Source organism: Nocardiopsis mwathae (assembly GCF_014201195.1).
GTDB classification, from domain to species: Bacteria; Actinomycetota; Actinomycetes; order Streptosporangiales; family Streptosporangiaceae; genus Nocardiopsis_C; species Nocardiopsis_C mwathae.
Window position 1 is genome coordinate 459,044 of the sequence record NZ_JACHDS010000001.1, and the last position, 16,901, is coordinate 475,944.

Sequence of the window (16,901 nt, forward strand, 5' to 3'; positions counted from 1 at the left end):
TTCGCCTAGGGGCCGCTAGGGGTGTGGAGGGGGTCAATTTCCTCCGTACCGTACGGTGCTGGGCCTGGTCGTGTGTGAAGCCTGTCCGCAAGAACAGTGATGACGTGGAGTGCGCAGATGAGCGAGTCCGGAAGCTCTGTTTCCGACAGCCGCAGCGAGCCGAACACGGGGGGCGCCTCGGCGTCGGTCCGCCGGCTCGAAGGTTTGCCGGCATCCGAGCAGGGCGCCGTCCTGCTCTCCATGGTCCGAACCGAGGCCGAGGCGGTGCTGCGCAAGGTGCGGCCCGACACCAGGGCGGCCGTCGACGCCGACCGGCCCTTCAAGGAGCTGGGGTTCGACTCGCTGGCCGCCGTCGAACTGCACACCCGCCTGACCGCGGCCACCGGCCGGGACCTCCCGGTCACCATCGCCTTCGACTACCCCACCCCCGCGGTCATGGCCCGCTTCCTGCGCGCCGAAATCCTCGGCCTGCCGGAGGAGATGCCCGCCCCGGCCGCACCCGAGTCCGTCGACGACGAGCCGGTGGCCATCGTGGGCATCGGCTGCCGCTTCCCCGGCGGCGTCTCCTCGCCCGAAGACCTGTGGCGGCTCCTTCTCGACGAGCGCGACGTCCTGGGCGAGTTCCCGCGCGACCGGGGGTGGGACGTCGACGACATGTTCGACCCCGACCCCGAGACCCCCCGTAAGAGCTACGTGGACAAGGGCGGCTTCCTCGACACCGCCACCGAGTTCGACGCCGACTTCTTCGGGATCAGCCCGCGTGAGGCCCTGGCCATGGACCCGCAGCAGCGGCTGATGCTGGAGACCGCCTGGGAGGCGCTGGAGCGCGCCGGCATCGACCCCACCTCGCTGCGCGGCAGCCGGGCCGGCGTGTTCATCGGCTCCGAGGTCCACGAGTACGGGGTGCGGGTGCACGAGGCCCCCGAAGGCCTCGACGGCTACCTGATGACCGGCAACGCGCCCAGCGTCGCCTCCGGCCGGGTCTCCTACACCCTCGGTCTGGAAGGCCCCGCCGTCACCGTCGACACCGCCTGCTCCGGCTCGGTGGTCTCGCTGCACCTGGCCGCCCAGGCGCTGCGACGCGGCGAGTGCTCGCTCGCGCTCGTCGGCGGTGTCGCCGTCATGGGCAGCCCGGGCATGTTCACCGCCTTCAGCCGCCAGCGGGGCCTGGCCCCCGACGGCCGCGTCAAGGCGTTCGCCGCGGCCGCCGACGGCACCGGATTCTCCGAGGGCGTGGGCCTGCTCGTCGTCGAGCGCCTGTCCGACGCCCGCCGCAACGGCCACACCGTCCTCGCCCTGGTGCGCGGCTCCTCCATCAACCAGGACGGCGCCTCCAACGGGCTCACCGCCCCCAACGGCCCCTCGCAGCGGCGTCTCATCCAGCAGGCCCTGGCCGGCGCCGGGCTCACCCCCGACCAGGTCGACGCCATGGACGCGCACGGCACCGGCACCAAGCTCGGCGACCCCATCGAGGCCCAGGCCATCCTCGCCACCTACGGGCAGGGCCGCGAGGAGGACCGGCCGCTGTGGCTCGGCTCGATCAAGTCGAACCTCGGCCACACCCAGGCCGCCGGTGGCGTCGCCAGCGTCATCAAGATGATCCTGGCGATGCGCCACGGCGTGCTGCCCAAGACCCTGCACGTGGACGCCCCGACCCCCAACGTGGACTGGTCGACCGGGGCGGTCGAACTCCTCTCCGAGACGCGGCCCTGGCCCCGGACCGACCACCCGCGCCGCGCCGCCGTCTCCGCCTTCGGCATCAGCGGCACCAACGCCCACGTCATCCTCGAAGAGGCGCCCCCGGTCGAAGAGGACGGGGAGGCGCAGGCGCCCGCCGAGCCGGAGGCGCGCGAGGAGAACGAGGACAGCACCGCCGCGCCGGTGCCCGTGGTCGTCACCGGAAAGAACGACGCCGCCCTGCGCGCCTACGCCGCGCGGCTGCGCGACCGCGTCGCCGACGACCCCGACCTCACCCCCGCCGACCTCGGCTACTCCCTGGCCACCACCCGCGCTTCCCTGGACCGGCGCGCCGCCGTGGTCACCGACGACCGGGACGAGCTGCTGTCCGCCCTGGAGACGCTAGCCGACGGGCGCACCCAGCCGGGAACCGCCACCGGGACCGTGCCCGGCGGGCGCCTGGCGTTCCTGTTCACCGGGCAGGGCAGTCAGCGCCTGGGCATGGGACGCGAGCTCAGCGAAGCCCACCCCGTCTTCGCCGATGCCCTTGAGGAGGCCATCGGCTACCTCGACCTGCAGCTGGAGGAATCGCTGTGGGACGTCCTCTTCGCGGAGGAGGGAACCGAGGAAGCTGCGCTGCTCGACCAGACCGCTTACACGCAAGCCGCGCTGTTCGCCGTCGAGGTCGCGCTGTACCGCCTGGTGGAGTCCTGGGGCATCCGCCCCGACTACCTCGTCGGGCACTCCGTCGGTGAGCTCGCCGCCGCGCACGTCGCCGGCGTGCTCTCCCTGGAGGACGCCGCCACCCTGGTGGCGGCGCGCGGCCGGTTGATGCAGCGGCTGCCCGAGGGCGGCGCCATGGTCGCGGTGCAGGCGAGCGAGGACGAGGTGCTGCCGCTGCTGGACGGCTACGGGGACCGGCTCGGCATCGCCGCCGTCAACGGCCCCACCGCCGTCGTCATCTCCGGCGACGAGGACGCCGCCCTGGAGGTCGCCGCGCAACTCACGGAGCAGGGGCGCAAGACCAAGCGGCTCAACACCAGCCACGCCTTCCACTCGGCCCGCATGGAACCCATGCTGGCGGAGTTCGCCGAGGTCGCCCGGGTGCTGGACTACCAGGCGCCGCTGATCCCCATCGTCTCCAACGTCACCGGCCGACCGGCCACCACCGAGGAGCTGTGCTCGCCCGACTACTGGGTACAGCACGTCCGCGCCGCCGTCCGCTTCAGCGACGCCGTCCGGCTGCTGGAGGACGAGGGCGTCACCACGTACCTGGAGCTCGGCCCCGACGCGGTGCTCTCGGCCATGGGCCAGGAGTGCGTCACCGGCACCGACCCCGAGTCGGCCCCCGTCTTCGCCGCTCTCATGCGCCGCGATCGGGACGAGGAGCGCGAGGCCGTCGCCGCCGTCGCCCAGGCCCACGTGCGCGGCGCCCGGGTGGACTGGGAGGCCTTCTACGCCGGACGCGGCGCGCGCCGCGTCGAACTGCCCACCTACCCCTTCCAGCGCCGCCGCTTCTGGCTGACCCTGCCGGTGTCCACCGCCGACGCCTCCGGCTTCGGCCAGGTCCCGGCCGAACACCCGCTGCTGGGCGCGATCGTGCAGCGCGCCGACGGCGAGGGCCTGGTGCTGACCGGGCGGCTCTCGCTGCGCACCCACCCGTGGCTCGCCGACCACGTGATCTCCGGGGTGGCTCTGCTGCCCGGGACCGCGTTCGTCGAGCTCGCCGTGCGCGCCGGCGACCAGGCCGGGTGCGACCACGTCGAGGAGCTCACCCTCGAAGCTCCGCTGGTGCTGCCCGAGCAGGGCGCCGTCGCGCTGCAGATCGTCGTCGGCGAGCCGGACCGGACCGGCAAACGGACGGTGGAGTTCTACTCCCGCCCGCACGACGACCCCGAGTCGGAGTGGACCCGCCACGCCAGCGGCCTCCTCGCCTCCGGCGCCCCGGCTGCGGTCACCGACACGTTCGAGGCAAGTGCCTGGCCGCCCGCCGGAGCCGCCCCGGTCGACATCTCCACCCTGTACGACGACATGGCCGCCCAGGGCTACGGCTACGGCCCCGCGTTCCACGGCCTGCGGTCGGTGTGGCGGCGCCCCGGCGGCGAGGTGTTCGCCGAGGTCGTGCTGCCCGAGGAGATCCGCTCCGACGCGGGCGACTTCGCCCTGCACCCTGCCCTCCTCGACGCGGTCCTGCACGCCACGGACTTCACAGCAGAGGTTCCCGACCGCGACACCACACGGCTCCCCTTCTCCTGGAACGGCGTGACCCTGTACTCCACCGGCGCGCAGGCGCTGCGGGTCCGCATCACCGCCACCGGCGACGACTCGGTGGCGCTGGCGATCGCCGACGCCGCCGGCGCGCCCGTCGCCGCCATCGACTCCTTCGTGCTGCGCACCGTCTCCGAGGAGCGGCTGCGCGCCGCCCGGGGCGGTGGCGCCTCGCTCTACCGGATCCACTGGGACGTGGTGTCCGGCGGGACACCGCGGCCCGAGACCGTCGCCGAGTGGGCCGTCCTCGGCGCCGGGGGGCCGTTCGGCGCGGCCGTGGCCGCGTACGACGACCTGGCCGCCCTCGGCGCGGCGATCGACGCCGGGGCGCCCGCGCCCGAGGCCGTGTTCGTCCCCGTGGAGCCCGACGCCGAGGGCGCCGACGTTCCCGCCGCCGTTCGCGACGGCATCAGGCGCCTGCTGGACCTGGCACAGGCCTGGCTGGCCGACGACCGGTTCGCCGCGTCGAAGCTGGTCGTGGTCACCGGCGGTGCCGTGGCGGCGGAACCGGGCCAGGCGCCCGCCGATCTCGCCGCCGCGCCGCTGTGGGGTCTGCTGCGCTCGGCGCAGGCCGAGAACCCCGACCGGTTCGTCCTGGTCGACATCGACGACCAGGAGACGTCGGTGCGCCGCCTGCCCGAAGCACTGGCCACCGGGGAGCCCGAGCTCGCCCTCCGCGACGGCGAGATCCGCGCCCCCCGCCTCACCCGCCTCCCCGCGTCGACCGACGCGGCCGCGACGTGGACCCCGGCAGACGGTGAAGGCACCGTCCTGATCACCGGTGGCACGGGCGGCCTCGGGGCGACCGTCGCCCGGCACCTCGTGGCCGAACACGGGGTGCGGCACCTGCTGCTGGTCGGCCGCCGCGGTATGGACGCCCCCGGCGCCGCGGAGCTGAAGGACGCGCTGACCGAACTGGGCGCACAGGTCACCGTCGCCGCCTGCGACGTGTCCGACCGCGACGCCCTGGCCGCCCTTCTGGACACCGTCCCCGCCGAGCACCCGCTGACCGGGGTCGTGCACACCGCCGGTGTGCTCGCCGACGGCCTGACCGCGTCGATGACCCCCGAGCAGGTCGACACCGTGCTGCGGCCCAAGGCCGACGCCGCCTGGCACCTGCACGAACTCACCCGCGACACCGACCTTTCCGCATTCGTCCTGTTCTCCTCGACCGCCGCCTTCCTCGACGGCGCCGGGCAGGGCAACTACGCCGCCGCCAACGTCTTCCTCGACGCGCTCGCCGCCCGTCGGGTGCGCGACGGACTGCCCGCCACCTCGCTCGCGTGGGGCCTGTGGACCGGTGTCGGCGGCATGGGTGAGGACCTCGACGAGGCCGCTCTGCAGCGCATCCGTCGACTCGGCCTGGACGTCCTCACCCCCGAGGAGCACCTGGCCGCGCTCGACGCCGCCCTCGCCACCGGGGAGGCCGCCCTGGCGCCGGTCCGCGTGGACCGGCGCGCGCTCAGCGCCCGCCCCGACGGCATCCCCGCGATCCTGCGGTCCCTGGTCCGCACCCCCGCCCGCCCCACAGCGGCGGCCACCGGCCCCGTCTCCGTCGAGGAGTCCCTGGCCCGGCGGCTCGCCGAGATGCCGGAGAGCGAGCGGTTCCGCGTCCTGCTCGACCTGGTCCGCGCGCAGGTCGCCGACGTCCTCGGCCACGACGGCTCCGACGCGATCGGCCCGCGCCGCGCGTTCAGCGACATCGGTTTCGACTCACTGGCCGCCGTCGAGCTGCGCAACCGGCTCAACACCGCCACCGGCCTGCGACTGTCGGCGACACTCACCTTCGACTACCCCACACCCCAGGCCTTGGCCGAGCACATCGAGTCCAAGCTGCTCAGCGTCGAGCCGTCGACCGCAGCCCCCCCGGCCGTGGCCGCGCCCGCCACCGACGACGACCCGATCGTCATCGTCGGCATGAGCTGCCGCTACCCCGGCGGCGTGTCCTCGCCCGAGGAGCTGTGGGACCTGCTCGCCGACGGCGGCGACGGCGTCTCCTTCTTCCCCGAGGACCGTGGCTGGAACGTCGAGACGCTGTACGACCCCGAGCCCGGCAAGCCAGGCAAGAGCTACTCGCGCGAGGGCGGATTCCTGCACGACGCCGCCGAGTTCGACCCCGACCTCTTCGGGATCAGCCCGCGCGAGGCCCAGGCCATGGACCCGCAGCAGCGGCTCCTCCTGGAGAACGCGTGGGAGGCCTTCGAACGGGCGGGGATCGACCCCCTAGCGCTGCGCGGCAGCCGCACCGGTGTGTTCGCCGGTGTCATGTACCACGACTGGGCCACCCGGCTGGGCGGCGAGGTCCCCGAGGACGTGGCCGGCTACCTCGGTAACGGCGGGCTGGCCAGTGTCGTCTCCGGCCGGGTCGCCTATGCCCTGGGCTTGGAGGGCCCGGCGGTCACCGTCGACACCGCCTGTTCCTCCTCCCTGGTCGCACTGCACTGGGCCGTGCAGGCGCTGCGTGCGGGGGAGTGCGACCTCGCGCTCGCCGGCGGTGTGACCGTGATGTCCACCCCCGACACCTTCATCGACTTCAGCCGCCAGCGCGGCCTCGCCGTCGACGGCCGCTGCCACTCCTTCGCCGCCTCGGCGGGCGGCACCGGCTGGGGCGAGGGCTCCGGCCTGCTCGTGGTGGAACGGCTGAGTGACGCGCAGCGCAACGGGCACCGGGTGCTGGCCGTGATCCGCGGCAGCGCGGTGAACCAGGACGGCGCCAGCAACGGCCTGACCGCCCCCAACGGGCCGTCGCAGCAGCGGGTCATCCAGCAGGCGCTGGCGGTCGGCGGCCTCACCCCCGCCGACGTCGACGCCGTCGAGGCGCATGGCACCGCCACCACCCTGGGCGACCCGATCGAGGCGCAGGCCCTCATCAACACCTACGGGCGGGAGCGGCCGCAGAGCGGTGAGCCGCTGTGGCTCGGCTCCGTCAAGTCCAACCTCGGCCACACCCAGGCGGCGGCCGGTGTGGCGGGCGTCATCAAGATGGTCGAAGCCATGCGGCACGGCGTGCTGCCCAAGACCCTGCACGTCGACGAGCCGACGCCGCAGGTCGACTGGTCGGACGGAACCGTGGAGCTGCTGACCGCAGCGCGGGCGTGGCCCGAGACCGAACGCCCGCGCCGCGCCGGGATCTCGTCCTTCGGCATCAGCGGCACCAACGCCCACGTCGTCATCGAGCAGGCGCCGTCGAGCGGCACCCCCGCTGTCGGCGGCTCGGGCGGCACCGATGCGCCGACCCCGGTGGCGCTCGCGACCGTCCCGTGGGTCGTCGCCGGTAGGACACCGCAGGCGCTGCGGGCCCAGGCCGAGCGGCTGCGCGGCCGCTTGGACGCGCTCGCCCACCACCCCGTCGCGGAGATCGGCCACGCCCTGGCCACGACGCGCGCCGCGCTGGAGCACCGGGCGGTCGTCGTCGGCGCGGACAGCGAGGAGCTGGCCCGGGGGCTGGAGGCGCTGGCCGCGGGCCGGACCGCGCCGGGCGTCGTGCGCGACACGGCGACCGACGGCAACGTCGCCTTCCTGTTCTCCGGGCAGGGTGCGCAGCGTGTGGGGATGGGTCGGGAGCTGTACGGCAGGTTCCCGGCGTTCCGTGAGGCGTTCGACGCGGTGTGCGCCGAGCTCGACACGCACCTGGAGCGCCCGCTCAAGGAGGTGGTGTGGGCGGAGGAAGGCTCGGACGACGTCGGGCTGCTGGACCGGACGGCCTACACGCAGACGGCGCTGTTCGCGGTCGAGGTGGCGCTGTTCCGGCTGGTGGAGTCCTGGGGGATCACGCCGGACTTCCTGGCCGGGCATTCGGTCGGTGAGCTGGCGGCCGCGCATGTGTCCGGGGTGCTGTCGCTTGCCGATGCGTGCGCGCTGGTGGCCGCACGCGGTCGCCTGATGCAGGCGCTGCCCGCAGGGGGCGCGATGGTGGCGGTCCAGGCGACCGAGGGGGAGGTCGCCCCCGCACTGGCGGGCCTGGAGAGCAAGGTGAGCATCGCAGCCCTGAACGGCCCGGCCTCGGTGGTGGTCTCCGGTGCCGAGGACGCGGTTCTCGCGGTGGCCGACCGCTTCAAGGGGGAGGGTCGCAAGACCAGCCGCTTGACGGTGTCCCACGCCTTCCACTCTCCGTTGATGGAGCCGATGCTGGCGGAGTTCCGCCAAGTCGCAGAGGGGCTTACGTACAACCTCCCCTCCATCCCGATCGTGTCCAATGTGACCGGTTCGCTCTCCTCTGCCGTTGATCTCGGGGATATCGGGGGAAAGACCGGCGCTGATGCCCCGATATCTCCGAGATCATCGGGGGGTGTGGCCTCGGCGGAGTATTGGGTGCGGCATGTGCGGGAGGCGGTGCGGTTCGCCGACGGGATCCGCGCCCTGGAGGCCGAAGGCGTCACGACCTTTGTCGAGCTCGGCCCCGACGGTGTGCTGTCGGGGATGGGCCAGGACTGCGTCACCGGCGACGCCGATGTCGCGTTCGTTCCGGTTTTGCGTCGGGACCGCGGCGAGGAGCGGGAGCTGGTCACCGGTCTCGGTGTGCTGCACGCCCGCGGCATCGACGTCGACTGGGCCGAGTTCTTCGCGGGCCACCGCGCCGGCCACGTCGATCTGCCGACCTACGCCTTCCAGCACAAGCGCTACTGGCTGGACGCCGGCGGCGCCATGGGCGGAGACCTCGGGTTCGCCGGGCTGGAGTCGGCGCGCCACCCCATGCTCGGTGCGGTGGTGGCCTCGCCCGGGTCCGACGCCGTCGTGCTGACCGGGCGCCTGTCCGCGGACACCCAGCCCTGGATCCCCGACCACGACGTGCTCGGCGCGATCCTGCTGCCCGGCACCGGATTCGTGGAGCTGGCGATCCGTGCCGGTGACCACGTCGGGTGCGGTGTGCTGGACGAACTGACCCTGGAGGCGCCGCTGGTGCTTCCCGAGTGCGGCGGTGTCGCGCTCCAGGTCGTGGTCGGCGGTCCCGATGCCTCGGGCACCCGCACGGTGGGCATCTACTCCCGCCCGGAGAGCGACACGGGCGAGGACTCCTGGACGCGGCACGCCACCGGCGCACTCGCGGCGACCCCGGCCCCCGCCCCCGCGTTCGACTTCGCGTCGGAGTGGCCGCCGCCCGGTGCCACCGAGGTCGCGGTCGAGGGCGCCTACGAGGGCCTGGTCGCCCGCGGCTACGGATACGGCCCGATGTTCCAGGGCCTGCGCCGGGCCTGGCGGCGCGGCGACGAGGTGTTCGCCGAGGTCGCCCTGCCCGAGGAGGCGCGGATCGAAGCCGCCCGGTTCGGCCTGCACCCGGCCCTGCTCGACTCCGCGATGCACGCCGACCTGTTGCAGGACGAGACCGGCGGCGCGACGCTGCTGCCGTTCTCCTGGAACGGGGTGTCGCTGTTCGCCGCCGGGGCGGCGGCCCTGCGGGTCCGGCTGCGCCGCGTGCGCGGCGACGAGGTCTCGGCGCTGGACGTGGCCGACGCCTCCGGGCAGCCGGTGCTGTCGGTGGCCGAGCTGGTCTCCCGGCCGGTGTCGGCCGAGCAGATCAGCGCGGCGAGCGCCGGAACCGCCGAGTCGGTGTTCCAGGTGGAGTGGAACCCGCTGCCGGTGGGCGCCGACGGCGCCGACATCTCCCTCCTCGGGGTGGTCGGCGGCGACCGCCTCGGCCTCCCGGAGGGCGTGCCCGCCTACGCGGACCTCGCCGCCCTCACCGCGGCGCTCGACGGCGGCGCTCCGGTCCCGAGCACCGTGCTGCTGCCGGTCGCCACACCTGAGGGCGACGACGTCCCCGCCGAGGTCCGGGCGGCGCTCGGCGAGGTGCTCGGCACGGTACAGGCCTGGCTCGCCGAGGACCGCCTGTCCTCCGCGCGCCTGGTCGTCGTGACGCGCGGCGCCGCCGTCCGCGACGGCGAGACGCCCGATCTTGCGACCGCCCCCGTGTGGGGCCTCGTGCGGGCGGCCGCCGAGGAGAACCCCGGCCGGTTCGGCCTGGTCGACCTGGACGGCACCGCCGCGTCCGCCGAGGTACTGCCCGCGGTCGCGGCATCGGGCGAGCCCGAAGCCGCGGTGCGCGTCGGGGCCGTGAGCGTCCCGCGCCTGGCCCGGGTCCGGGTACCCGGAGGGGAGCCGACCCCGGCCTGGAGCGACAACGGCACCGTACTCATCACCGGTGGCACCAGCGGACTGGGGGCCATGGTCGCCCGGCACCTCGTGGCCGAACACGGGGTGCGGCACCTGCTGCTGACCAGCCGCCGCGGTATGGACGCCCCCGGCGCGGCCGACCTGGCCGAAGAGCTCGCCGGGCTGGGCGCCCGGGCAACGGTCGCGGCCTGCGACGTGACCGACCGGGACGCGCTGGCCGCCCTCGTGGGCACCGTCCCGGCCGAGCATCCGCTGACCGGGGTCGTGCACGCGGCGGCCATCGCCGACAACGGGCTCATCGGCGCGCAGACCCCGGAGCGGTTCGACGCGGTGCTGCGCCCCAAGGCGGACGCCGCCTGGCACCTGCACGACCTGACCCGCGAGAAGGACCTGACGGCGTTCGTGTTGTTCTCCTCCTCGTCCGGCCTGGTCGTCGGCGCGGGGCAGGCGAACTACGCCGCCGCCAACACCTTCCTGGACGCCCTGGCGGCCCACCGCCGCGCCGTCGGCCTTCCGGCGACGGCGATGGCGTTCGGCATGTGGGCGGTCGACACCGGCCTCGGCGGCGATCTGTCCGACGCCGATCTCGACCGCATGAGCCGGCTGGGTATGCCGGCCCACACCGCGGAGGAGGGTCTGGCGATGTTCGACGCCGCCCTCGCCTCCCATGCGGCCGCGGTCGCCCCGATCAAGCTGGACCCGGTGGCGTTGCGGGCACGCACCGACGAGCTTCCGGCGGTGCTGCGCGGTATGGTGCGTGCCCCCGTCCGGCGCACGGTCCGGGCCGACACCGTCTCCGGCGGCGGCACCGAGCTGGAGCAGCGCCTCGCCGGCCTCTCCGAGGCCGAGCGGGACCGCGCGCTGCTGGGGCTGGTGCGCTCCAACGTCGCCGCCGTCCTCGGGCACGCGTCCGCCGACGACATCGAGCCGGACCGGGCCTTCAAGGAGCTCGGTTTCGACTCGCTCGCCGCGGTCGAACTGCGCAACCTGCTCAACTCCGCGACCGGCCTGCGCCTGCCCGCCACGCTCGTGTTCGACTACCCGACGTCGACGGCCGCCGCCGATCACATCAAGTCGCGGCTGTCCGGTGTCACTTCGACGACGCAGGCCACCACGGCCGTGGCGACCGTGTCGGGCGACGACCCGATCGCCATCGTCGGGATCAGCTGCCGCTTCCCCGGCGGTGTCCGCTCGGCGGAAGAGCTGTGGGACCTGGTGGCCGAAGGCCGCGACGCGGTCTCCGGTTTCCCCGACGACCGCGGCTGGGACGGCGACGCCCTCTACGACCCCGAGCCCGGCCTGCCCGGCAAGACCTACACGGTCGAGGGCGGCTTCCTCTACGACGCGGCCGAGTTCGACCCCGAGTTCTTCGGGATCATGCCGCGTGAGGCGCTGGCCATGGACCCGCAGCAGCGGCTGCTGCTCCAGGCCTCATGGGAGGCGTTCGAGCGCGCCGGAATCGACCCCACGACCATGCGGGGCAGCCGCACCGGCGTCTACGCCGGGGTCATGTACCACGACTACGGCACCCGGCTGCAGGACGTGCCCGAGGACCTGACCGGGTACCTCGGCAACGGCAGCGCCGGGAGCATCGCCTCGGGCCGGGTCGCCTACACGCTGGGCCTGGAGGGCCCGGCGGTCACCGTCGACACGGCCTGCTCGTCGTCCCTGGTGGCGCTGCACATGGCCGTGCAGGCGCTGCGCTCGGGCGAGGTGAGCATGGCGCTGGCCGGCGGCGTGACCGTGATGCCCACGCCCGACATCTTCGTCGACTTCAGCCAGCAGCGCGGCCTGGCCCCCGACGGCCGGTGCAAGGCGTTCGCGGGCGCGGCCGACGGCACGGGCTGGTCCGAGGGAGTGGGCCTCCTGCTGGTGGAACGGCTCTCCGACGCGGAGAAGAACGGGCACCCGGTCCTGGCGGTGGTGCGCGGCAGCGCCATCAACCAGGACGGCGCGTCCAACGGTCTGACCGCGCCCAACGGCCCCTCGCAGCAGCGGGTGATCCAGCAGGCCCTCGCCGCCTCCGGCCTCACCACCGCCGACATCGACCTCGTGGAGGGACACGGGACCGGCACCCGGCTCGGCGACCCGATCGAGGCCCAGGCGCTGCTCGCCACCTACGGGCAGGAACGGGCGGGGGACCGGCCGCTGTGGCTGGGCTCGATCAAGTCCAACATCGGCCACGCTCAGGCCGCGGCGGGCGTGAGTGGCGTGATCAAACTGGTCATGGCGATCCGCAACGGCCTGATGCCCAAGACCCTGCACGTGGACGAGCCGTCGCCACAGGTCGACTGGTCGGCCGGGAACGTGCGGCTGCTGGACGAGGCCCGGGAGTGGGCGGACGCGGGCCGCCCGCGCCGCGGCGCGGTGTCCTCCTTCGGACTCAGCGGCACCAACGCCCACGTCATCATCGAGCAGGCGCCGACGGGTGCGGCGACGGAGGCCGAGGCGGCCGCGCCGCGCGACGCCGGAGCGGCGCCCCTCCCGCTGGTCCCCCTCGTCGTGTCCGCCAGGACCCGCAGGGCACTGCCCGGCCAAGCCGAGCGGCTGCACGCGCACCTGGTCGGCAGCGAGGAGGACAGCCTGCTGGACACCGGGTTCTCGCTGGTGACCTCGCGGGCGGCACTCGACCACCGTGCCGTGGTGCTGGCCGGTGACCGCGATTCGGCCCTGCGCGGACTGGCGTCGCTCATCGAGGAGGCGGAGTCGCCCGACGTCGTCACCGGGGCGGTGCGCTCCGGCGGTCGGACGGCGTTCCTCTTCTCCGGCCAGGGCGCCCAGCGCCTGGGCATGGGCCGCGAGCTGCACGCGGCCTTCCCGGTGTTCGCCGAGTCGTTCGACGCGGTGTGCGCCGGGCTGGACGAGCATCTGGAGCGTCCGCTCAAGGAGGTCGTGTGGGCCGAGGAGGGCTCGGCCGACGCGGAGCTGCTGAACCGGACCGCCTACACCCAGACCGGGCTGTTCGCGATCGAGGTCGCCCTGTTCCGCCTGGTCGAGTCGTGGGGCATCACCCCGGACGTGCTGGTCGGCCACTCGATCGGCGAGCTCGCCGCCGCCCACGTGTCCGGTGTCCTCTCCCTGGAGAACGCCTGCGCGCTGGTCGCGGCCCGCGGCCGGCTGATGCAGGCGCTGCCTGCGGGTGGGGCCATGGTGGCGATCCAGGCGACCGAGGGCGAGGTCGCCCCGGCGCTCGCGGAGGTGGCCGACAAGGTCAGCGTCGCCGCTGTCAACGGCCCGGCCTCGGTGGTGGTCTCCGGTGAGGAGGCGGCGGTCCTGCGGATCGCGGACCGGTTCAGGGCGGACGGCCGCAAGACCAGCCGCCTGACGGTCTCCCACGCCTTCCACTCTCCGTTGATGGAGCCGATGCTGGAGGAGTTCCGCCAGGTCGCCGAGCGGCTTACCTACAAGGCCCCGTCGATCCCGCTGGTCTCCAACGTGACCGGTTCGCTCTCCTCTGCCGATGATCTCGGAGATATCGGGGGAAAAACCGGCGCTGATACCCCGATATCTCCGAGATCAACGGGGGACGTGGCGTCGGCGGAGTACTGGGTCCGCCACGTCCGCGATGCCGTCCGCTTCGCCGACGGCATCCGGCACCTCGACACCCTCGGCGTCACCCGGTTCGTCGAGCTCGGCCCCGACGGCGTCCTCACCGCGATGGCCCAGGGCTGCCTGGATGACGCCGACGACGCCCTGCTCATCCCCTCCCTGCGCAAGGACCGCCCCGAGGCCACCGCCCTGCTCACCGCGCTCGCCCGGCTCCACTGCGGCGGCGCGCGTGTCGACTGGGCGGCGTACTTCGCCGGGACCGGAGCCCGCGGGACGGAACTCCCGACGTATGCGTTCGAAACGCGGAGGTACTGGTTGGACGCGCCGAAGACGGTGGGCGACGCGGCCGGGCTCGGCCAGATCGCGGCCGACCACCCCCTGCTCAGCGCCGTGATGGTCTCCCCCGAGGGCGGCGGCGTCACCCTCACCGGGCGGCTGTCGCGCGAGACGCACCCCTGGTTGGTCGACCACGACGTCCTGGGCACCGTGCTGCTGCCCGGCACCGGCTACGTCGAACTGGCCATGCGCGCCGGCGAGGAGGTCGGCTGCGAGGTCGTCGAGGAACTGACCATCGAGGCGCTGATGCCCATCCCGGAGACCGGCGGCGTCGCCGTCCAGGTCGTCGTGGGGGAGGCCGAGGCCGACGGGCGCCGGTCGTTCAACGTGTACTCGCGGGTGGAGGACGCCCCCGCCCACGTCCCCTGGACCCGCCACGTCTCCGGTGTGCTCTCCGACGAGGGCGAAACCGACGTCACCCCGGAGTCCTTCGACGTGGGCTACGCGGAGTGGCCGCCGGCCGGCGCCGAGGCCGTCGACATCTCCAACGTCTACGACTACCTCACCAGCCAGGGCTACCACTACGGGCCGATGTTCCGCGGGCTCAAGGCGGTGTGGCAGCGCGGCAAGGAGATCTTCGCCGAGGTCGCCCTGCCCGAGGACGCGACCGGGGCCGCCGCCGAGTACCGGGTGCACCCCTCCCTGCTGGACGCGGCGCTCAGCGCCACCGACTTCCTCGACGGCCGCAAGCCCGAGGACGTCGGCGCCTCCCAGCTCCCGTTCGCCTGGACCGGGGTCCGCCTCCACTCGGGCGGCGCCGCCCGGATGCGGGTGCGCATCAACTGGGTCGGGTCGGACGCCAAGGTCGGCTCCGACGCGGTCAAGCTGGAACTGGCCGACCCGGCGGGCACCCCGGTCGCCACCGTGGAGTCACTGGTGGTGCGGGCGGTCACCCCCGACCGGGTCGCCGCCGCGGCGGCCGCCTCCACCGGCACCCGGGAACGCGAGTCGATGTGGCGCGTCGGCTGGACCCAGCACGCGCTCGGCCCGGCGTCCGACGCCGCCATCGGCGCGTGGGCGATCCTGGGCGCCGGCAAGGCCGGGCTGGCCGACGCCGACCTCGGCAGGCGCCTGCCCGTGTACAAGAGCCTGGGCGCGCTCGGCTCCGCCCTGCTCGAAGGCGAGCCGATCCCCGAAGTGCTCCTCTACGACGTCCCGGCGCCGGGCGCCGCCGACGTCCCGGCCGACGTGCGCACGGTGACCGACGACCTGCTCCAGGTCGTGCAGGGATGGCTGGCCGACGAGCGCTACGCCGACTCCCGGCTCATGGTCGTCACCCGCGGCGCCGTCGCCATGGACGACGAGGAGATCGACCTCGCCCAGGCCCCCGCCTGGGGCTTCATCCGGTCCGTCCAGCAGGAGAACCCCGGCCGGATCATCCTGGTCGACCTCGACGGCACCGACACCGCCCTGCTCCAGCTCGCCCCCATCGCGGCACTGGAGGAGCCCGAGGTGGCGGTGCGGGGGAGCGAGGTCCGGGTGGCGAGGCTGGCCAAGGTCTCCGCGCACGAGGAGGAGAACCCGCCGGCCTGGGACTCCACTGGAACCGTCCTGGTCACCGGCGGCACCAGCGGACTGGGCGCTCTGGTCGCCCGGCACCTGGCCTCGGTACACGGTGTGCGGCACCTGCTGCTGACCAGCCGCCGCGGCCCCGGTGCCCCCGGCGCGGCCGAGCTCCGCGCGGAACTCGCCGAGCTGGGAGCCGAGGCCACCATCGCCGCCTGCGATGCCGCGGACCGCGATGCGCTCGCCGCGCTGCTGGACGGTATCCCCGCCGAGCACCCGCTGCGCGGTGTGGTGCACGCCGCCGGGGTCATGGACAACGCGCTCATCGGTTCGCTCACACCCGAGCAGGTGGAGCGGGTGCTGCGGCCCAAGGTCGACGGGGCATGGAACCTCCACGAGCTCACCCGCGAGCGCGACCTCGCCGTCTTCGCCCTCTTCTCGTCGGTGGCCGGACTGGTCATGGGAGCGGGGCAGGCGAACTACGGCGCGGCCAACCGGTTCGTCGACGCCCTGGCCTGGCAGCGCCGCCGCGACGGCCTCCCGGCCACGTCGCTGCCGTTCGCGCTGTGGACGACGGTGACCGGGCTCGGCGGCGGGACGGAGGTCGACGCCGAGGCCGAGGAGCAGCGCATGGCCGGGATGGGCCTGCCGCCGCTGTCCTCCGCGGAGGGGCTGGTCCTGTTCGACGAGGCACTCAGCCTCGACGAGGCCGTTCTCGTCCCGCTGCGTGTCGACCCCGCGGCGCTCGCCGCCGCGGCGGCCGACTTCCCGCTGTTGCGCGACGTCAAGCGCTCCTCGGCCCGCACCCCGGTCCGCAGGAGCGGGGGCGGAGCCAAGCAGGCCAAGGGGGCCGCGGTCGCGTCCGGGGAGAAGACGCTGGAGCAGCGTCTCGCCGGGCAGAGCCGGGAGGAGCGCGAACGCGTCCTGCTGGATCTGGTGCGCACCCACGTCGCGGCGGTCCGGCACGACGACCCCGAGGCCATCGAGGCCGACAGGGGCTTCACCGAGTTGGGACTCGACTCGCTCGCCGCGATCGAGCTGCGCAACCGGCTGCAGACCGCCACCGGGCTGCGCCTCCCGGCCACGTTGATGTTCGACTACCCGACGCCCGTGGAGCTGTCGAAGTTCCTGCTGGAGGAGCTGCTGCCGGGGCTGGCCGACGCCCCGGCGGCCGAGCCGACGGCGGCGCCCCCATCGGGTACCTCGGACGACGCCATCCGGGAGCGGCTGGCCTCCATCCCCATCGAGCGGATGCGCGAGGCCGGACTGCTGGACGACCTGCTCCGGCTCGCCGCGCCTGACCAGGGCGGGGCCGCCCCCACCCCCGAGCAGGGCGGGGCCGCGGCGCCGACCGGGGCCACGGGCGGCGACATCGCGAACATGGGAGTGGACGACCTGGTGCGGGCGGCCCTCAAGGCCGACGGAACCAACCGAGCAGGAGAGGCCGAGTAACC

The 16,901-nt window shown here is 74.2% G+C and carries 1 protein-coding gene; it reads left to right on the forward strand.

The genetic code is table 11. From position 1 onward, the window contains the following. The first annotated feature begins 117 nt into the window (after positions 1-117). Positions 118-16,899 (forward strand): type I polyketide synthase, encoded by a 16,782-nt coding sequence (locus HNR23_RS01780; protein ID WP_184072846.1) that lies wholly within the window; start codon positions 118-120, stop codon positions 16,897-16,899. The last annotated feature ends 2 nt before the right edge of the window (positions 16,900-16,901 follow it).